This is a genomic window from Paludibacterium denitrificans (assembly GCF_009707705.1).
In the GTDB taxonomy this organism is placed as follows: Bacteria; Pseudomonadota; Gammaproteobacteria; order Burkholderiales; family Chromobacteriaceae; genus Paludibacterium_A; species Paludibacterium_A denitrificans.
In genome coordinates this window covers 1,650,600-1,670,235 of record NZ_WLYX01000001.1, presented here as the reverse complement: position 1 = coordinate 1,670,235, position 19,636 = coordinate 1,650,600, and the positions used below count along the sequence as shown (strand labels likewise).

The window sequence follows — 19,636 nt, the reverse complement described above, 5'->3', positions numbered from 1 at the left end:
TGGGTAGACTGCGATCCTCTGCTGGCCCGGGTGGCGAAATTGGTAGACGCAGGGGATTCAAAATCCCCCGCCGCAAGGTGTGACGGTTCGAGTCCGTCCCCGGGCACCACCAGCAAGTCCAAAGTAGTCCAAGAACATCCATGAAACCCGCACAGCACAAGGCTTTGCGGGTTTTTTGTTGTCCGGTAGCGTCCAACTAAGTGCGGCAACATCCAGCCTTTTTGTGTACCATTTTGTGTACCTTTTTAAAATGGTCCGAAAAAAGGTACACACCTGTCCCTAGCACCTTTTTCAATTCATACACTGGTTAGAAAATGTGTGTATATGCCTCCACGCCGGGTGGCACCTGTCTATACCGGCCTACGGCTGTCTATGCTTTTTCCAACCCGTCTAAAAATGCGTAGTGACGGTAGTGACATAGTGACGGCATTGTTTTTAAACGGTTTTTTAATGATTTCGTGTAGTGACATTTTGGGTTGTCACTATGGTGACGCGATATAAATCCGCAATCGACCGGAACCAACACCCTGCAAGATAGAGTCAGTACCGCCAAAGGCGGGCGCGGCGGGTGCCCTTGCACCAGCCTGACGGTGCCAGCCTGCTTTGGTAAAAGGTACACAGTAGAGGTACACATCATGCCCCTTACCGACCCGGTAATCAGGCAAGCGAAGCCACAAGAAAAGCCATATCACATGCCAGACGGTGACGCCCTGTATATGGAAGTCACACCAGCCGGTGGCAAGCGGTGGCTATTCCGCTACCGCTTCAATGGCAAAGCGGCAAAACTGGCACTAGGGAAGTACCCGGAAGTGTCATTAGCTGAGGCAAGAGAAAAAGCCACAAAGGCCCGCCACTTACTGACAAATGGCATAAACCCCGGCGTGGCAAAAAAGAGGCCAAAGCAGCCGCACAGGCCGCTAATGCCAATGCCTTTGAATTGCTGGCTTTGGAATGGTACGAAACACAACTTGCTCGCTGGACACCAGATCATGCCCGTCGCGTGATCGAGTCATTACAGAATGACGCCTTCCCTGATCTGGGTAAGATCGCAGTTAGTGATATAACGGCTCCGCAGATACTCACCACAATACGTAAAATCGAAAGTCGTGGGGCAATCGAGACAGCTAGTCGCGTACTGCAACGTATCGGTGCAGTATTGCGTTATGCAGTACAGACAGGGCGACTGGATACCAACCCTGCACAATCCCTTTCTGGCACGCTGACGACGTCCAAGGTTGAACACATGCCAGCCCTACCACGAGCAGAGCTACCGGAGTTTTACAGGCGCTTGGCTGTGGCCAATCTATATGAGCCAACCCGTATTGCCATGCATTTGCTGATGCTGACTTTTGTTCGGCCTGGTGAATTAAGGGCTGCAAGGTGGGAGGAAATCGACCTTGATCGCGCCGAATGGCGCATTCCTGCCGAGCGTATGAAGATGAGAGCGCCACATATCGTGCCACTATCGCGTCAAGCGTTGACCCTGCTGTCCAGTCTACAGTCGCTAACAGGGCGTGGTGCTTTGCTATTTCCAGCTATGACAGACCACGCCAAGCCAATGAGCGAAAACACCCTGAGCTATGCCATGGGCCGCATGGGTTACAAGGGCATTGCCACGCCACACGGTTTCCGTGCTTTAGCATCTACAACCCTTAATGAGGAGGGATTCGACCCCGACGTGATCGAGCGCCAGCTTGCCCATGCCGAGCGCAACAAGGTGCGGGCGGCCTATCATCGCGCCGAATACTTGGATGAACGCCGGAAGATGATGCAGTGGTGGGCGGATTTTCTGGATAGTCAGAAGGGGGCTAATGTGCGACAAGTTAACTTCAAACGCGAACAGGGTAGCTCAATCCATAGCTAGTAAAGACATAGCTCAATCGGATCACAGGAACAGGAGCCACCATGGACTCAAGCCAGATTGACGCGTGAAGCACGCACATTCCAAACCATCATTTTCGATTGACAATCAAAGCCCCCATTCTCTATATTCAGGTTGACTAAAAGCACTGCTCATCACGAGCCGTGCTTTTCGTTTGCCTTGATAGTGGCAGTTTTGCTCTGTAGAATCGCGCGGTTTCTGAAATTTCAATTTTACTTCAAGGAGGGTGGACACATGGTAGCTACACGTGCTTCTGCCGTCTTAGGGAAATATTGGGACGGATACTTACCTGTGAACGTCGAAGCGATTGCCTCCGCAATGGGGGTTGAAGTCCGCTATGAGTTCATGGGGGAGACTAGCGGGGAAATTCATCTAGAGGATGGACGTCCTATCATGCGCGTCAATGAATGGGATGCCCCCGTTCGCCAACGCTTCACGATAGCCCACGAATTGGGGCACTATGCCCTTGGTCACCTTAGAGAAGATGGTCAGAAGTTTTTCCGAGACGATCGATCTCATTACTCTATGAGTGCATCTAGGTTAGAACGTGATGCCAACCATTTTGCGGCTTCTATATTGATGCCTACAGATGCTGTTCATTACGTCATTCAAAATGGTCACGCAACTACACTGCCCGCGTTGACCGAAATGTTTGGCGTTTCCCGTGCCGCAATGCAATATCGGGCAGCTAATTTGGGCATTATCGAGCGCTGATGGATAGAGATAACCCTGACCTGTCAGGTGATACGCCTGATCATGTCACAGGCCCACTTCGTGCACCTGGTTATACTCAATCATCTACTGAATCAGATAAAGCGTTTAACGCTCAGAGCCGCTTATACCAACAGCGCCATGATCATCGAGAATGGCTTTTCATGGCGGCATTGGCCGCTGCTGGCATCATGGTTATCGGGTTTATGACATTTGTGTCATCGGTAATCTGCTGGATATGGTTGCACCCTGATAAAAAATTCGACTGGCACATTTTATTGCTAGGATCAGCACTCATCATTCCGCCGACTATGATCGTCTGGAACCTAATGAAACAAGTATTCCGATCTGATGGAAAACTGGAAAATGGAAAAAAGGACGATGGGGGTAGTGGCGTCCTCTGGACAGATGTTTGTAAAGAGGCTCTAACCGTAGTCAAAACCGTATTCTCAAAATCTAACGATTAGTTATCGACCAAGACACATACCCCACTCAGTCACTCCACTTACGCCGCGTTTCATCTCCCCCAAACCAACGTTCATTATTATGATGAGTAGCCCTATCTGGATCGGGGCTTTACATGTCTAATCTTTAAATGTCGCAGCATTGGTACACATACCTATGTTCGCCTTCTTTGAGCACAAACTTTCCAATCGACTCAACACTTGTGTTGCAATAGGGTAATCCCTGTGCAACGGTGCAACACCCCAGCAAAAACCGTTGCAAAATATGTTGCATAAATGGGTTATGCGTTGCAAAATTCAACATATACCCTAATGCAACGGTTTGATGCCATGACCAAAGCAATTGCCTACCTTCGCGTATCGACCGAAGACCAGCACATTGAAAACCAGCGGGCCGCTATTCGTGCGGCCGGATTCGACATTGAACGTGAATTTGTCGATGAAGCCACCAGCGGCACAACAAAAGGCGAAAGCCGCCCCGGATTTGCCGCCATGCTGGAATATTTGCGCGAGGGCGACACCTTGGCCGTATTCGCACTGGACCGGCTGGGCCGTGATGCTCTGGACGTGCTGGCCAACATTCAAGCCCTGTCTGACAAGGGTGTACGTCTTGTTATCCTAAAGCAGCAATTCGACACCAGCACCCCGGCGGGCAAGCTGGCACTGACCATGTTTGCCGCCTTTGCCGAGTTTGAGCATGGTTTGCGGCGAGAACGCCAGCAAGAGGGTATCCGTCGCGCCCGTGCAGAGGGTGCCTATCAGGGCCGCAAGTCCAAACTAACCGATGAGCAAAAGGCCGAGCTACGCACCCGCTATGCTGCTGGTGAGTGCCGGGCCGAGTTGGCGCGGCAGTATGGCATTGACCGTGCGACGGTCCACCGAATAGCGAAGTCTGGCTAGACTGAATCCATATCGGTACTATTCCCCTTACAAACCACGCCTAGGCCGACGGGCCGAAAACAGGACCCCTTCGCCTGTTGGCGTGGTTTTTCCATATCTGAGGGCATCGCGTGAAGGCGTGATAGATGGATTACCCCTTTCCTCTGCCCAAGTGGCAACAATCTCCGCTCGAATGGGATATTGAACAATTAGAGTCTCAAATTGCTGATAGCCGGATGCTTAGTTGCATGGATTACGGCTCACCAGTTGCAATTGCTCTTCGTGAGCTTGGTGGTGCATACCATGCAGGATATAAGAGGTGGCAAATGTTCTATCAGCAATCAAAAGAACTAGAAGTCATAAATCTTCAGCAACTACAAAAAATAGAAAGAATATATCTTCAGCAATTAGAAGCAATAAAAATAATATCTATAGAGTTGGCTGGTGTAGTTTTGAGGGCACAACAGCTTGATAGTCTCGTCTGCCATGAACTAATTGATAATGACTTGGAAGACGAGCGAATGTTTGCATCGTTTTTTTCTAGAATAGGGGATGATTCTTGCCCTGTTGATGTAGGCAGACCACCAAGTTTGATTGAGTTAGTACATAAGTCGATATCTAATCACTATCCTCAAAAAATTGCTAAATTGGTGAGAATGTTGCCAGAATCATTGATTTATGCGGTGATGGCGATGAAATACTCTGGCCTAGGCTTGTATTGGCTATGCCGTGCATCTATTCCACCAACAACTCTTGCATTGCCGGGCATAGGCGATGATTCAGAGCAAGAATGCAGAGATTTTGCATTTCTCTTACTGTCTGATGCCAAAGTTGCTATTACTAAGATGCGTTTTCTAGAAGCGCATGAACGATCAAAAATAAACCGTAAGCTGCCAGAAAAATATGTAAGCACACTTTTTGATGAGCTTGGCATACAGATACAAGATAACGGACGTGCCAACGAGTTAATAAAAAAGAAATCAGATTCAGCGAAAAAGCCAAGAAGTCGAGGTGTTGACAAGGATGCGGTGATGAATGCAATCAAAGCAGGTACGGCTAAAAAAACTATAACCATAGAATTTGGAATAAGTGAAGCACGGGTAAGTCAAATCAATAAAATGAATCAAAGTAAATCTTAAGCTAGCATCTCCTCACTTAAGTTAAGTTCGTAGCATACGTATTGCCGTACCGCCTTGGACGGCTTTGCCCTTGAATGGATAACGTATGCAAGAATCTCAATATCCCCCCTGACCCGTGCCGAGCTGGCCACCGAGTTGGGCGTGTCCGTATTTACCCTGAATCAGTGGGCCGTGTCGGGCAAAGGCCCGCGACCTATTCGCGTTGGCCGACAGTGCCTCTACCGGCGCGAAGATGTCGATAAATTTCTGGCTGAGAAGGCCGAAACACCAGCAATCCCAAGTGCTAAAGACGCAAGCGCTGATCTTTACATGATGCGTTTGCCCGAGGTTCTAACTGTCACTGGTCTGAGCAAGTCAACCGTCTACAGTCTGGCTAAGGCTGGGCAATTTCCTAATCCGGTCAAGCTGGGGGCGCGTGCCGTGGCCCGGCCTTCCAATTTGGTCAAAAAGTGGCTGGCAGATCGCGCGGGAGGTGATGCAGCATGACGTCCCGTGACGAACGCTTGTCTGAGGCTCACGAAGCGCTTGGCCGCATGTTTATAAAGTGCCCAATAGTATTTGACCAAGTGCAAAAAGAATCGTGCAAGAAGGCCCGGCCTTTCTTGATGACCTCGGCCTTGCGGGCATTGGATGACAAAGATCATGGCCGCAATCCCGGCGATGGTTGGTCTAACGACCTGACAGCTATGGCTGGTGTTGACGCATCGGCCAATCTTGAACAGAATGCACCTGTCCCGTTCAATAGCGGGGCCGGGATTGGTCTCCCGATCGACATAGGCGGACAGCCGCCACGCGGCATTTTTTACGTCCGTTACTCACCATTGGCATGCCCTCTTCTATGGGCCAGCGGTGATTGGAGCGTGCTTGCACGCGCCGGTTCCTATGTCCCGGTAGACCAATCTGATCACATGCTGGCCCACCCCCGATTGGTCTCGGGAAGGCTGGTTGAATCCAGACATAGGAGGCTTATCATGCCTAGCATCGCCCGCGCCCTGTCGCGCCACCATTCCCCCATTATTCGCACTATTGGTATCTCCGCCACGATGGCCGAGGCACACATCATCGCCTGCCTACACCGGCTCGCACGGGCCGCGCCGTCCGTATTCAGTCCGCCGCTGTGGGCTTTCAGATTGCGGAGGTGCGGTGATGGACGCCAACCTGATCGCTACGCTGATGGAAAGCTACGCCGCGCTGCATGCCGAACCACGCCGCCAGCCGGGTGTCCCCTGCTCCGCGCCAACCGTTTCCGAGCATGATCTGAGCGTGCTGGAGAGCACCGTTCAAGTGATGCAAGACGACGTTGCCGCCGCACTGCAAGGGCTTGGTCAACTGGTCAGCAACTACCCTCGCGGCATCGGTGACGAGGCTGAGATATTGCCCAAGCTTGGCAGCATGTTGCGCGTGATGGGCGATGCTCTGGCCGTGGCCAATGATTCCGGTACGGCGGTTTCCAACCAGCAATGGATACACGAGCAAATCCGCACGAAATCTCCTGAAAGCATCACAGGGGGTTGCCATGAGTAACTTGAACGCCACCCGAGAACTGATTTTCGCTGCTGAAAACAGTATTGAGGCCATGCAGCAATTTGGCTCGCTGTTCACGGCCATTCGTAAGTTGCTTGAATCCAATGGTGATGAAATGTCGCATCAAGCCCGCCAGCTTTGCACCTTGGGTGAGACGCGCGCGTTTGACGTGGCTAACACCATCGACTGCGCCCGTGAAGCGGCATCCGAGATCGTCACACAAGCCAAACCGTAAGGGTTAAATCATGACTGAAAACAAAACATGCCTTAACTGGCAGGCCCCCGGCTTGCCTTTTGATTCGGGTCTACCCGGTGCGGTGGCGGCTTTCCACGATGGCAGAGACTACGCCCTTGAACTGCTGGGGTATGTCGAAACAGTGCAGAGGTTGCAAGGGTACAGCGTTGAACAGCAGTCCAATATGGCACGCGCGGCGCTATGCGGGTTTCTGGCCCCGTTGCTGCCGCTTATGGCGGATTCACTGTGTCTGATGGCATCGGCCAACCGCCATGACACCAGCCCGCTGGCGGCCTTGGTGGGTGATCTGGTCGATGGCGCGGCACTAGCGCTTGATTTGGCCTCCACCTCCTGCGAGGAGTATTGACGTGGCTAATAAATTGCCGTTTCCCGAGGTAAACAAGGCCGCACTCGCGGGGCTAACGCGCGTGCTGGATTGGGCTGGGGTACGCTGGCAACAGCATGGCCACGAGTTGCAAATGCTCAACCCGTGCAGGGCCAACGATGATGCCTTTGGCTCGTTTAGTATTAACGCCAACAGCGGGGTGTGGGCCGATTTCGCTTCGGGCGACAGAGGGGGCGACGTGGTGTCACTGGTGGCGTACCTCAAGGGGTACGGGCAGGGCGACGCCTGCAAAGACCTGGCTCGATTGTTTGGGGTAATGGCTGGCGAGGCCAGCGCAACCACCGAGCCAGCCCCACTGCCAGCCCCTAAGGCTCCCGATTCTGTACCCGTCCTTCCAATACCTGCCGAACTGCTGGGGCGTATGCCACGACGCAAGCCCAAACACCCGGGCAAGCTGGTGCAGGTATGGCGCTACAACGATGCCACAGGGTTGCCGCTGGTGTTTATCGCGCGGCTGGAACCGGGGGCCAATGGCCGTAGCAAGGATTATTACCCGCTGTCGGTATGGCAGGATGTGGCAACGAAGAAGGTCGAATGGCGCTGGAAAGGCTTACCGGCACCCCGGCCCTTGTATGGCCTTGATCGGTTGGCGTCACGCCCAGATGCCCCCGTCGTCATTGCCGAGGGTGAAAAAGCCGCTGATGCAGCGGGCACGCTGTTGCCTGACCATGTGGCCGTCTGCTGGATGAATGGGGCCGAGGCGGTAAGCAAAGCCGATTTTGCCCCGCTGGCCGGTCGGCATTGTCTGATCTGGCGCGATAACGACGCGCCCGGGGAATCGGCTGCCGAGGCGGTGCAGTTGGCGTTGGACAAGGCCGGAGCCGCCCGTGTTGATCGGGTCAACATGGCCAGCTTTGCCGGGTTTTCTGTCGGTCTAGCGGATGGCCAGCCGGTTCTGCTGGACGGTGGGCAGTGGGACGCTGGGGATGATGCCGCCGACGCCCTCGCTCGTGGCTGGACAGCGGCGCATATCGCCTTGTTGCAGGCCAGTGGGCAGTGGCTGGTGGCTTCGGCCAACCCTGAGCCGGTGGCTGTACCTGATGAGCCGGTTGCAGCCACCAGCAAAGCCCAAGCAACGGCACCCAAACGCCCCAAAGGGGCCAAGCCACTAGGCAGTCCCTTCCGCCTGACCGATACCGGCGTTTGGTTTCAGACTGAGGAGATGGATACCCCGTTGTGGGTCTGCCGCAAGCTGGAAATCATTGCCCGCACGCGAGACAAGAGCGGAGACAACTGGGGCCTGCTGGTGCGGTTTGCTGACCCGGATGGTGCCGTGAAAGAGTGGAATATCCCGGCAGAGCTATTGGCCACCAGTGAAGGGGCCGAGGTGGTCAAAGGCTTAATGAGCCGTGGCCTTTTGATCGGGGCCGGGCCGAAGGCCAAGCAGCGCTTGCTAGAGTATCTGTGCCGTTTTGATGGTGTGGAACGAGCCACGATCGTGCCGCGCTTGGGGTGGCATGATGGGGCGTTCCTGTTGCCTGACAGCCAAGTGGGGGATAGCCGTGAATCGCTGGTGTTTCAGGCCAGCAACAAGCAGCGTGAGGTGATGCAAAGCGCGGGCACCTTACAGGACTGGCAGCAACATGTCGGTCAGTATTGCGTGGGAAATAGCCGGTTGGCGTTTGCCGTGTCGGTAGCCTTTGCTGGCCCGCTGCTGGATGTGATCGGCGGCGAGTCGGGTGGATTCCACTTCTATGGCGATAGCTCACAGGGCAAAACCACCTTGCTACAGGTAGCCGCCTCGGTATTCGGTACGCCGGGCTATCTACAGACTTGGCGAGCCACCGACAACGCCATTGAAGCCATTGCCGCCGCCTACAGTGATTGCTTGTTGCCACTGGATGAAATCCACCAATGTGACCCGCGCATCATCGGTGAAACGGTTTACATGCTTGGTAATGGCCGAGGTAAGAACCGTGCCAATGATCGAGGCGGCAGCCGTGGCAACGTGGCCGAGTGGCGGCTGTTGTTTCTCTCCTCGGGCGAAAAAACGTTGGCCGCACACATGGCCGAGGCCCGCAAGGAAATGAAAGCCGGGATGGAAATCCGCATGTTGGCGGTACAGGCCGACGCCGGGCAATCGCTGGGCCTGTTTGATGCGTTGCACGGCATGGAGAGTGGCAAGGCACTGGCTGACCACCTGAAAACCAGTATTGCCCGGTACTACGGAACGCCCGCTCGGGCTTATATCGGGCGATTGGTACAGGAACGTAGCCAACTGGGGATGGTGATCCGGCAGCAAATGACACGGTTCTGCGATGAGGTGTTGCCACCCGATGCCCATGGGCAGACACACCGGGCAGCGTCACGTTTTGCGCTCGTGGCGGTAGCGGGGGAACTGGCCAGCCTATGGCATGTAACAGGTTGGCCACCGGGCACGGCATGGGCGGCGGCAAGGGTGTGTTTTGCGGATTGGCTCAATATCCGTGGCACGGCTGGCAACCGTGAGGATGAGGAGATGCTGTCCAAGGTGCGGCTTTTCTTTGAACAGCATGGTGAGGCCCGTTTCACCCGGCTATCGAATGAGTCCATTTTGCACGAGAGCGATGGAGAGGTTGCAGACCCGGATGACCATGCGCCCAAGACGATTGCCCGCTGCGGCTACCGCCTGAAAGACAAGATATCGGGTGTGATTCGTTATTACGTCCTGCCGGAAAGTTTCCGTAATGAAGTCTGCGCCGGGTTAGACGTGAGCCGTGTGTGCAAGCTGATACAGGCGGCAGGGGCACTGGAAACGACCAAAGGGGCAGGCTACATGCTACAGGTGCGGACAACCCCCGAGGCCAAGTACAGCAAGAGCGGGCGGGCCAAGGTGTATTGCGTCACCTCGAATCTGTTTGATGCCGGAAATGATGGCCATACACCGGAGGCCGCCGCATGAGTGACCTCGGCCAAATGGTTTGAGGGTATCGAAAGCCAGCCGTCCCCTGTGTGTCCCGAGAGCCGCCACGCCGATACCGTGGCGGTTTGTGCTGATGGACAGGCGGGTGTGCCGGATAGTCTTGCCCTGCCTTATTGCGGCGACGACGTGCAAGAGCTTGTCGGGGGGATGACTGAGCCGTCTGTGCCGATGCGTTGCCGTGGCTGCCTGTCGCTACAGCGTGGGCACTGTGAGGAACTGGCTAGGGAGCCAAGCCACGATGAGGCGGCGAGGTGTTGTTGCTTTGCGCCATTGCCCGGGGTGCGGGTTGGCCGGTGTTGGTTGCACCGCATCGAGATACAAGGCGGTCGGCTGGTGTGGTTGTGTCTGTTGCCCACGGCCAGCCAGAGCCGGGCCATAGGCTGGGCGCGACGGACCTACGGCGAGGCGGTGTTAGCGGTGGTGCCGATACCGGGTGCCGTGTCATTGCCCGCGTTGTAGCCGTGCGGGTGTCGGTCGCTCGGGGGCACATACCAAACCTGCTGCATACGCGGCACTACCTACAAGCATTCGATGGTTAGAACTCTTTTTCTCTGATCGGGTGCGTCTGCATATTTCCATGTGCAACGCTATACAACGTGACTTTCAGGTTCTGAAATGTACGGGTGGAATCGACATAGGTTTCGTACAAGGTAAGCGGGTCCGAGCGCACGAGTTCCCCTGTATCAAGGTTTCTATACCGCAAGTCATAGTGCCCGGCATTAATCCGTTCCACCTTGAACATGGCATGTGCCGGGATATACATGTCCCGAACAGGGTAAGCCTGTGGTGCATCGAGATACACCAGCTTTACGTGATAGTCGTTAGCGGAAAGCGTATTGTCCACTGTTACCGATGACAGACCAGACTGGTTAAGTTGCGTGCTTCCTGCCAGATAATCAGCCTCTTTGGGCCATGGGTAGCCATACGGCGTAGACACTGGGCGTTGATAGTGGATGACAGGTGCCGGTTGTTGTTTGAATGCCTGCAACGGCTGCTGGCTGTAGGCGGGCGTATCGGTCCAGCTGGGCATAACCCCTGTGAAATTGGCTAGCACGACATAGCCTAGCCCTAGTGCCATAGCGTAATAATGCCAATGTTCAGCAAAATTTCGTTTGAACAATCTAAGTGGCGAGTTGTTGTTCCGCCGTGGCATGGCCCGTTTGATCTCAGTCGGCTGACTTTGTGAAAGGTTTCTTGCCTGCCCGGCAGCGTGATGAGCCTCAGCCTCTGCTAACGTTCGTTCCTCTCGTCTAATCCACGCATCGTGCTCCTGACGTAACTCTGGGTCAGATAGCACCTCGTAAGCCCGCCGAATCAGAAGCATTCGTTCTGCGACCTCCCGGCTACCTTGGAATTTTGAGGGCGCGTACTTCTGTTCCAACGACCGGAACGCGGCCTCAATCACTTCTTGAGGGGCGTCACGGGATACCTTCAAATTATCGTAGTGGGTAAAAATCTTGGGCATCGGGTAAACCGAAAAACGCTGTATAGAATGCTTATAGCATAGCACTTGTTGTGTCGTGATCGGCTGAGTCCCCTGTGCCCGTTCGTGCCATTTTTGCCCTGTCTAACCACGTCACCATAGTGACACCCCAAAATGTCACTACGTGGTGACGACAGTAATATTGTTTACATTCATCGTGTTACATCATTCGTCACTATGTTACTACCGTCACTACCATTTTTTGAAGGGATGCCGGGGTGCCGTCAAGCATGAACGGTATGCCATGCAGCGCGATGGATTGCCGGTGCCGGGCGAGTGAGCAAACGTCAGCCGTCGCCATGGGGGAGGATGGATGGCAGGACGGGTATGGGGGTGTATTCCTTAGGCCATGAGCCATGCCAAGTACCGCGTGCCTAAATGGCTGTCTTTTTTTTCTGAAAATTCATAGGGGGGGGGTCTAAACCTTGGCAGGATGAGGAGAAAAGGGGTTGGGTTGAAATTTTTGTCATCCGGGCTGGCATTCGCTTTCCAGATTGAGAGGATATGCCACCAACGATTGATCATTTGCCCTGGCTGCTTGGAGGGGACTCGTGCAGACTACGACGCATCTTGATTAAGCAAACGCCAGCCACCAGTGGCGCTTAAGTGTGTACCTTTTTGTGTACCTTTTTGAAAATCACAGTGCAAGAGTCCTTATTCCATAAGGCTTACAGCGAATAATTCGATAGAGTCCCCGGCACCACCAGCAAGTCCAAAGTAGTCCAAGAACATCCATAAAACCCGCACAGCACAAGGCTTTGCGGGTTTTTCGTTGTCCTGTAGCGTCCAACTAAGTGCGGCAACATCCAGCCTTTTTGTGTACTTTTTCTCCGCTGCACACAAAGCGTCCTTCAGCACTTAATGCGCACCGCCCGTTCAAGCACATATCTTTTGGAACCACAGCGTCGGTGAAGCATTGCCCTCTTCTGGTCAGGTTTCCATCGCCGATATCCGTTCGTTAGCCACACATTACAAAAAAACGCCGGTCAAAACACTGTTCGGCCAACCATGACGCCCCCTCGGCAAGCGGTTGAAGCTCAGGCTATTTTTACCCTTCACAGGCACGGCCGATAGCGCACAACAGCGCGATCAAATCGCATGACGGAGGTTGCGTTATTTGATGTTATCCTGACTCAACTACCCCGTTTACCTGCTGCAGCTTAAGACAAGCGACCACTATGGCTATCAGTGTTTTCGACCTATTCAAGATCGGCATTGGCCCTTCCAGCTCCCATACCGTCGGGCCGATGCGTGCGGCACACCAGTTTGTTTCGCGTTTGGCAAAAGATGGCCTGCTGAATACCGTGAGCCGCATCCGCAGCGAAATGTACGGTTCACTCGGGGCAACCGGCAAGGGACACGGTTCCGATGGCGCCGTGCTACTGGGACTGATTGGTGAACTACCAGACAAGGTTGATACAGATACCGTCCCGCAGAAACTGACCGATATCCGGAACGGGAAACGAATCAAGGTATTGGGCCAGCACGATATTGCGTTTGATGAAAACAATGACCTGATCCTGCTCAAGCGAAAATCACTGCCCTATCACCCCAACGGCATGATCTTCAAAGCCTACGATAGCGCAGGCAATATACTGTCGATGCGCACCTACTATTCAGTAGGTGGCGGCTTCGTCGTGGATGAAGCCGCCATCGCAGCAGGCTTCACGCCTCCTCGGCGTTACCCAGCTGACACATCCGTTCAGCAATGCCGCCGAATTGCTGGCGCTGTGCCAACAACAAGGTAAATCCATCAGCCAGATCATGCTGGAAAACGAGCTGTCGTGGCGGACCGAGGCAGAGATTCGTCGCGATCTGCTCAACATCTGGGCGGTTATGCAGGGCTGTGTGAAGAAAGGCTGCGAACGTGAAGGCATACTACCGGGTGGCATGAAAGTGAAACGACGAGCGCCCGGCCTGTATCAAAAACTACTGGCAACGCCCGAGGCATCGCTCCGCGATCCATTGACGGTGATCGACTGGGTCAACCTGTACGCGTTAGCCGTAAATGAGGAAAACGCCGCCGGTGGTCGTGTAGTGACCGCGCCTACCAATGGTGCCCGGCTAACATCATTCCGGCAGTCATGCATTACTATGCGCGCTTTGTCCCCGGCGCCAATGAAGATGGGATTGTGCGCTATTTGCTGACGGCTGGAGCCATCGGCATCCTGTTCAAGCTGAATGCCTCCATCTCCGGGGCGGAGGTCGGCTGCCAAGGCGAGGTCGGTTCCGCCTGTTCGATGGCGGCCGGTGCACTGGCAGAAGTACTGGGAGGAACACCCGAGCAAGTGGAGAACGCCGCCGAAATCGGCATGGAACACAATCTTGGGCTGACCTGCGACCCGGTAGGAGGGCTGGTTCAAGTCCCTTGTATTGAGCGTAACGCCATGGCGGCCGTCAAGGCGATCAATGCTGCACGCATGGCATTGCGCGGTGATGGTCAGCACTATGTCTCGTTGGACCGTGTCATCAAGACCATGCGTGATACCGGGCGCGAAATGAGCACCAAATACAAGGAAACGGCGCGAGGCGGCCCGGCCATCAATGTGATCGAAGTACCGGTCAACGTGGTGGAGTGCTGAGCCAGCCGTTACGCCGTCATTTCAAATCCGAATTACTGGTCCAACTTACCGGATTGGGAAGCTATCAACTCTTGGACGATCAGAGGACATCGCTACCTGTTCCGATTACTTACGGTAAGCAGGCAGTTCACTTAATTTGATACCCTCGGGGGTACCACGATGTTTTGCCTGACCGATGCGCTGTGAGCGATAAATGCCGGAGTGCCCGGAAAACAGATAGCTGACCACACAGGCAATGGCGGCGTAGACCCCAACGTTGGGGCCAAATAATTCCAGCGCCATCAGGATTGAGGCAATTGGCGTATTCGCCGCTCCGGCAAATACCGCCACAAATCCGACGCCCGCCAGCAAAGGCACTGGCATGGCCAGTAGCGGTGCCAGCGCATTACCCAGCGTGGCGCCGATGTAGAACAACGGCGTCACCTCGCCGCCCTTGAAACCGCTGCCCAGCGAAGCAACGGTAAACAACATCTTGCCAGCAAAATCATAGGGCGCTAGCGGCTGCTGAAACGCGGCCACAATGGTAGGAATGCCCAAGCCGATGTAGCGGTCTGCGCCCATAAACCAGACGGTTGTCGCAATCACGATACCACCCAACAATGGCCGCAGCGGAGCGTAGGAAACCCGTGCCTTTACCCAGCCGCTCAGGCGATGTGTTGACTCAGCAAATACTTTGCCGGTCACGCCAAACAGCGCTCCCGCTATCACCATCACCAGCAACGGCCAAAGAGCGACCGGCGGCACATAAGGAATGGCGTAGTGGATATGCCGCACGCCCCACAACAGGCTGACCTGATCGGCGATGATGGCCGCCACCGTACAGGCCAAAATCGCGTCATAACGCAAACGACCGATGGCGAGAACTTCCAGCCCGAAGATGGCACCGGCTAATGGTGTGCCGAATACCGATGCGAAACCGGCACTGATACCCGCCATCAGGATAATGCGGCGATCCTCGTGTTTTAGCCGCAAAACATGGGTCAGTTGATCCGCCAACGCCCCGCCCATCTGCACCGCCGTGCCCTCACGCCCTACCGATGCACCAAACAGGTGGGACAGTACGGTACCGCCCAACACCAGCGGCGCCATGCGCAATGGAATGATCTTTTTAGGATCATGGATTTCGTCGATCAGCAGATTATTGCCCGCCTCCACTTGTTGGCCGAAACGCAAATAAAGCCAGCCAACGGCAAAGCCAGCCATGGGAAGCAGCCAGATAAGCCAGCGGTGAGCGACCCGGGTCGTCGTGGCCCAATCCAGCGCAAAAAGAAAGAAAGCCGAAGCAGAGCCGACAAGAATCGCGACAGCACTGGCAAGCAACAGCCATTTGCCGATGTAGGGCAACAACTCGATTGGCTCAAGCGATTTGGAAGGTTTCATGCGTGTCCGGTGTTATGGTGTTTTGAGAAACAAACCTAGACACGTAACAGGCTGACAGCAGTGCGCTACACCCCCTGTGTATCCAGGGAATCCGTGTAGGCATCATCAGCCCCAAGGGCGGTTAGTGAGGAGGCATGCCATCTCCTGCCGCGAATTTTACCTGCTATCTCACGTACAAGCCAATTTTGCCAAACGATGGTGCAATATTGTCGACATCGGCCCCATCAAACCCGCTACCGAAGCACCGGAGAGCCATAATGTTAGACAAAAATCATGCTTGGCCAGACTATTGCGAAATACCAATGCTATATTTGAATGAGATGATTGACTGTCTGGCATAACAGAAGGCGCGTTATGCGCCCAATCGGCCCCAAGAGTGATAAGCATGACACAATACCCACAGAGACCTCACGGGAGACAGCGGAACACCATGAAAGCACATTATCGCGGCTTCACCCTGATCGAAATGATGATCACCGTTGCCATCGTGGCAATCCTTGCAGCCATTGCCCTGCTTAAGCATATCAGAACTATGTAAAACGTAGCCATGCCCAAGCGGCCGGGGCCGATCTGGTCGCCCTCAGCTTGTCGCTGGAGAATACTTACCAGCGCACCCTGCAATATCCAACAGCCGCATCGGGAACATCCGCCACCAGCTATGTTGCCTCCGGCACCACCACCCAACCGTGGGCACCATCGCAGAGTGCGTTTTTTGGTTACACAGTAAGTGTGGCATCCTCCAGTTATACCCTCACTGCTACCGGAACCGGCGTCAACGCCACGTGCGTGCTGACCACGGACAACACCAATACGCGAACCATCTCTGGAGGCAGTGCCTGCGGCGGGTTGACATCATGGTAAAACGACCGAAGGCAGGCTTTACGCTGATCGAAATGATGGTCACGCTGGCCATCATGGCGTTGCTGTTGCTGGTTGGCGCCCCATTGGGCCGGGCGTGGGTGGCAAATGCCCACATCGCACAGGCCGAAAGCCAGCTATTGCAGGCCTATGAGCGAACGCGAGCCTTGGCACTGCGTAATCCGGCTGGCGTCACGGCACCGACAACCGCGGCCACCTTATGCATTACCAACGGCAACACGCTCAAGGTATATCAGGGCGCGGCCAATTGTACGACCCCCAGCACTACCCCGATCTGGTCGGGCAATGCAGCGACGGATACCAGCCTTTGCACGCCTGCCGCCAGCACCTGCCCAAGCACATCGCAATTGAACTTGGACAACAATGGCATGAGCACCAGCAGTCTTTCTTATACCGTTTCCGCCAACGGAGGCACCAATGCATCCGGCACCTTGCATTAGCGTTCGGCCAACCTTACAGCATCAACAGGGCATGAGCCTGCTGGAAGCCCTGATCACGCTCATCATCATGGCGATTCTGGGCATCGGGTTGGCTTACGTATCCGGACGTGCTTCCGTCGCCCAGCGTTACATGAATAGCCAGAACCCGGCGGTTGGTCAGATGCGCTTCAACCTGCAAACGACCACCTGTGCGGCTTCGGCCAACATCAGTATTGCCTCATCCACGGTCAGTACGCCATGCGTGTTGCAAGCCAGTGCCGCAACGCTGACGGCACAAAGCGCGTCCGGTACGACAATTGCGTCTGGATCAGTGACCGTGAGCGTTCCCAGTGTCAGCACGGTCTCAGGGGATAACACCGCCAACCAGTTGTTTGGTGGCCAAATCAAGATTGACTCGTCACAACAATGAAAACTCCTAGCTACCACCAGCAACGCGGGCTATCCATCATTGAGCTGATGGTTGGCATGGTCTTGGCGCTGATCACGGTCATGGCGATGTTATCGGTATACAAAAGCACCGCCAAAACCACGGCCGAAAGCAAACTGGGCGCCAATATCGATGGCCAGATTGCCGTGGGCTTGCTGACAGCCGATCGCTTCTTGCAAGGCGCTGGCTATGGCAATGCCTCCGCCCGGACCATCAGCTCTACCGGCGTGGTTTCAACACTGGCCTCGGGCACCAATTTGCAAGGTGTGATCTGGAACTATGGCGATAACACACACTGTCAGGCTCTGACTGCCAGCGGAGCCAATCTGCTGTTTTATTACGGTAGTACCGCCTCGGGCGGCTATAGCTGCTCATCGCCGCCAGCATTGCCATCTTCTGGTTCGGCATCGCAGGCGGTATTGATTAGCGCCCCCTCGCCCACCATTCCCAGTGCCCCAACGGCGGCCAGCACCACTATCGCCGTCAGCCAGCAAAACTGTACGCCTTTTGGCATTACGGCCAGTGGCGCAACGTATGCGTCTGGTGGCTATACCGTGACGCTGAACACCACGGGTTATGCCGGGAATCAGGTAGTGCGCTCCACCACCTGCTTGGTCAACTTCCATTAGTAAAGGCCGGACATCATGACAACACCACGCATCCGGTTTTGGCCAGCCACCACTTCATTCCGTCAGCAACAGGGTTTTGCCACGCTGTTGATCGTTTTGCTCACCGGGCTATCGCTCACCGCCATTACCATGGGGGTTATGCACTACATTCGTGGTGCACAAGATGCCCAGATGACGTCTCACGCCCAAACCCAAGCTGAAATAAAAGCGTGGACAGGAGTGCAAGCCTTGAGCAAATTCTTGCAAGGCAGCCCGGAACCAACAATCAGCGCCATCAACTCCATTACCTTGTCATCAATTAATGGAATCACCATTAACAAGACAACATCGTGTCCGGCAGGAAACTATTGCTTTGATGTAACAGGCCAAAGTGGCAATGCAAAAAGCACCGTCAGAACGGTTTTCTCAGGTGCATTAGGAACCACTGCCCTGCCGGGAACCATCTTTGCCGGTGGATTGAACATGCAAGGCAATGCCACCCTCACGGCAACCACTGCCGTGAGTATTGGTGTTGGTAGTGGTGGCGATACCATCTCGTCACTGGAAAGTAATCCTAATGTATCGGCCATCATCCAGTTTTATGGCATTAGCGATTTCTCTTATCCGGAACCGGTAACACTGAAACCACTGGCCAACTACATTTTTACCTCTGCCAATACCAGTGGCACCTATAGTAGTGCCTGCAGTGCCCAACTCCTGAGCAGCAATACCTGCCCGGCCAGCAATTGGTATACCTACAGCTACGATACAACCAATAATATTGGCACTTGGACAATTACCGGAACACCGCCTGTTAAGCGTACTCTATTTCGACGGCAATGTCATTATCAAGCAATTTGGCGCAAACTTCGTCAACACCGTCATCGCTACGGGGACAATGGTTACTGATGATGGCAATAATTCGACCACGCCAAATACTTACTATGCGCCAAATTTTGAGTACTACCGTTACTCGACAGCGACGCCGCAAACACCCACACCCTTGCCGCCGACAAAATCTCTGGACTTAACGTGTAATCGCACTGGCGTAAATATTCCGAATCAGTTATGCAGCCAGCCACCCAGCACGCAGGTTAGTGCCGCTTGTACCTCGTATGGCAATACCTATAATTACTGGTATTTGACTTATCTGCTATATCTGCAACAACAAAGCTGCTTCCCAAATTCTACAACCGTACAGAACTCATCAATTGGCAATATTCTTTTCTATAGCGGCGGGAACATGACAATTAACGGGAACAAAACGACTGGCAACACAGTCACCCCCACCAGCTATTATGGGAATATTATTGCTAATACTGCGCGAGGAGGCACGGGCTCGCCATCCGGCAAGGTAACAGGTAATGGCGCCATTTCCATTACCGGCGATTTGGTGGTAACCAATCCGAATGTCGTGACAGAGATGAACGGTAATATCAAAATATTCTCGGCTAATGCTACGGCTGGAGCTGGTACCGTACCAACCACTGTTTTCTCATTAAAGTTTGCCAAATATTTATAAGCCGAGTATTAGCTGGGTTTAACTCTGATAATGCTTTGATATTTGGTTGCGCAAACTTGTTCTCATCCACCCTCCCGCGCCCGTAATAGGCGCGGGATTTTTATTACCACCACTTACCGTCGCAGCGCTTGCTCTTGGCTCGCGGCGGGATAACAATGCAGCGACACATCCAC

General features: G+C 54.2%; 20 protein-coding genes, 1 tRNA gene, 2 pseudogenes and 1 riboswitch. Of the genes and pseudogenes, 21 read left to right on the top strand and 2 right to left on the bottom strand.

Features of this window, described 5'->3' with window-relative positions; genetic code table 11:
• The first annotated feature begins 24 nt into the window (after window positions 1-24).
• The 13 genes from GKE73_RS11040 to GKE73_RS10985 all read left to right on the top strand — a co-directional run bounded on the left by GKE73_RS11040 (window position 25) and on the right by GKE73_RS10985 (window position 10,601).
• Window positions 25-109, top strand: a tRNA-Leu gene (locus tag GKE73_RS11040).
• 526 nt (window positions 110-635) lie between these two features.
• A complete protein-coding gene (locus GKE73_RS23360) occupies window positions 636-1,004 on the top strand; it encodes an Arm DNA-binding domain-containing protein (protein ID WP_280954887.1) in 369 nt (122 codons plus the stop codon).
• On the top strand, window positions 938-1,864 hold the full coding sequence (locus GKE73_RS24790) for a tyrosine-type recombinase/integrase (RefSeq protein ID WP_376767338.1): 927 nt from the start codon (window positions 938-940) through the stop codon (window positions 1,862-1,864). Before GKE73_RS23360 ends, GKE73_RS24790 begins: the two co-directional genes overlap by 67 nt.
• Window positions 1,865-2,116: 252 nt before the next feature.
• A complete protein-coding gene (locus tag GKE73_RS11030) occupies window positions 2,117-2,596 on the top strand; it encodes an ImmA/IrrE family metallo-endopeptidase (RefSeq protein WP_230370061.1) in 480 nt (159 codons plus the stop codon).
• Window positions 2,596-3,060: a hypothetical protein gene (locus GKE73_RS11025; RefSeq protein WP_230370060.1), complete on the top strand. Its 465-nt coding sequence runs from the start codon at window positions 2,596-2,598 to the stop codon at window positions 3,058-3,060. The genes GKE73_RS11030 and GKE73_RS11025 overlap by 1 nt, the downstream gene beginning before the upstream one ends.
• A gap of 327 nt (window positions 3,061-3,387) precedes the next feature.
• A complete protein-coding gene (locus GKE73_RS11020) occupies window positions 3,388-3,957 on the top strand; it encodes a recombinase family protein (protein WP_230370059.1) in 570 nt (189 codons plus the stop codon).
• A gap of 125 nt (window positions 3,958-4,082) precedes the next feature.
• Entirely contained in the window at window positions 4,083-5,075 is a 993-nt protein-coding gene (locus tag GKE73_RS11015; protein WP_230370058.1) for a hypothetical protein, read from the top strand.
• A gap of 54 nt (window positions 5,076-5,129) precedes the next feature.
• Window positions 5,130-5,561: a helix-turn-helix transcriptional regulator gene (locus GKE73_RS11010; protein WP_230370057.1), complete on the top strand. Its 432-nt coding sequence runs from the start codon at window positions 5,130-5,132 to the stop codon at window positions 5,559-5,561.
• Window positions 5,562-6,221: 660 nt separating this feature from the next.
• The gene (locus GKE73_RS11005; RefSeq protein WP_230370056.1) at window positions 6,222-6,599 is read left to right on the top strand and encodes a hypothetical protein; all 378 of its coding nucleotides are present in this window, start codon (window positions 6,222-6,224) and stop codon (window positions 6,597-6,599) included.
• The gene (locus GKE73_RS11000) at window positions 6,592-6,834 is read left to right on the top strand and encodes a hypothetical protein (RefSeq protein WP_230370055.1); all 243 of its coding nucleotides are present in this window, start codon (window positions 6,592-6,594) and stop codon (window positions 6,832-6,834) included. Before GKE73_RS11005 ends, GKE73_RS11000 begins: the two co-directional genes overlap by 8 nt.
• Before the next feature lie 10 nt (window positions 6,835-6,844).
• A complete protein-coding gene (locus GKE73_RS10995) occupies window positions 6,845-7,201 on the top strand; it encodes a hypothetical protein (RefSeq protein WP_230370054.1) in 357 nt (118 codons plus the stop codon).
• A 1-nt stretch (window position 7,202) separates the two neighbouring features.
• A complete protein-coding gene (locus GKE73_RS21695) occupies window positions 7,203-10,121 on the top strand; it encodes a DUF927 domain-containing protein (RefSeq protein WP_230370053.1) in 2,919 nt (972 codons plus the stop codon).
• Complete coding sequence (locus tag GKE73_RS10985) at window positions 10,122-10,601, top strand: hypothetical protein (RefSeq protein ID WP_230370052.1); 480 nt, start codon at window positions 10,122-10,124, stop codon at window positions 10,599-10,601.
• 76 nt (window positions 10,602-10,677) lie between these two features.
• Here the strand turns inward: GKE73_RS10985 and GKE73_RS10980 are convergent, their stop codons facing one another.
• The gene (locus GKE73_RS10980) at window positions 10,678-11,607 is read right to left on the bottom strand and encodes a J domain-containing protein (RefSeq protein WP_230370051.1); all 930 of its coding nucleotides are present in this window, start codon (window positions 11,605-11,607) and stop codon (window positions 10,678-10,680) included.
• Window positions 11,608-12,803: 1,196 nt separating this feature from the next.
• Here GKE73_RS10980 and GKE73_RS25760 point away from each other — a divergent pair.
• Window positions 12,804-14,207: pseudogene (locus GKE73_RS25760) on the top strand (L-serine ammonia-lyase).
• 105 nt (window positions 14,208-14,312) lie between these two features.
• On the opposite strand, the gene GKE73_RS10970 reads toward GKE73_RS25760, so the two are convergent.
• Window positions 14,313-15,587, bottom strand: coding sequence for a voltage-gated chloride channel family protein (locus GKE73_RS10970; protein ID WP_230370050.1), 1,275 nt, complete (start codon window positions 15,585-15,587; stop codon window positions 14,313-14,315).
• An 89-nt stretch (window positions 15,588-15,676) separates the two neighbouring features.
• Window positions 15,677-15,741: riboswitch (Fluoride riboswitch) on the bottom strand.
• A 276-nt stretch (window positions 15,742-16,017) separates the two neighbouring features.
• On the opposite strand from GKE73_RS10970, the pseudogene GKE73_RS10965 reads away from it, so the two are divergent.
• The 7 genes and pseudogenes from GKE73_RS10965 to GKE73_RS10935 all read left to right on the top strand — a co-directional run.
• Window positions 16,018-16,122: pseudogene (locus GKE73_RS10965) on the top strand (prepilin-type N-terminal cleavage/methylation domain-containing protein); the annotation flags it as partial.
• 35 nt (window positions 16,123-16,157) lie between these two features.
• Window positions 16,158-16,448, top strand: coding sequence for a hypothetical protein (locus GKE73_RS10960; RefSeq protein WP_230371468.1), 291 nt, complete (start codon window positions 16,158-16,160; stop codon window positions 16,446-16,448).
• On the top strand, window positions 16,442-16,906 hold the full coding sequence (locus tag GKE73_RS10955) for a type II secretion system protein (RefSeq protein WP_230370049.1): 465 nt from the start codon (window positions 16,442-16,444) through the stop codon (window positions 16,904-16,906). Before GKE73_RS10960 ends, GKE73_RS10955 begins: the two co-directional genes overlap by 7 nt.
• Window positions 16,884-17,315: a prepilin-type N-terminal cleavage/methylation domain-containing protein gene (locus GKE73_RS10950; protein ID WP_230370048.1), complete on the top strand. Its 432-nt coding sequence runs from the start codon at window positions 16,884-16,886 to the stop codon at window positions 17,313-17,315. Before GKE73_RS10955 ends, GKE73_RS10950 begins: the two co-directional genes overlap by 23 nt.
• Window positions 17,312-17,962 (top strand): PilW family protein, encoded by a 651-nt coding sequence (locus tag GKE73_RS10945; protein ID WP_230370047.1) that lies wholly within the window; start codon window positions 17,312-17,314, stop codon window positions 17,960-17,962. Before GKE73_RS10950 ends, GKE73_RS10945 begins: the two co-directional genes overlap by 4 nt.
• A 15-nt stretch (window positions 17,963-17,977) precedes the next feature.
• Window positions 17,978-18,850 (top strand): hypothetical protein, encoded by an 873-nt coding sequence (locus GKE73_RS10940; RefSeq protein ID WP_230370046.1) that lies wholly within the window; start codon window positions 17,978-17,980, stop codon window positions 18,848-18,850.
• Window positions 18,840-19,463, top strand: coding sequence for a hypothetical protein (locus tag GKE73_RS10935; protein WP_230370045.1), 624 nt, complete (start codon window positions 18,840-18,842; stop codon window positions 19,461-19,463). Before GKE73_RS10940 ends, GKE73_RS10935 begins: the two co-directional genes overlap by 11 nt.
• The last annotated feature ends 173 nt before the right edge of the window (window positions 19,464-19,636 follow it).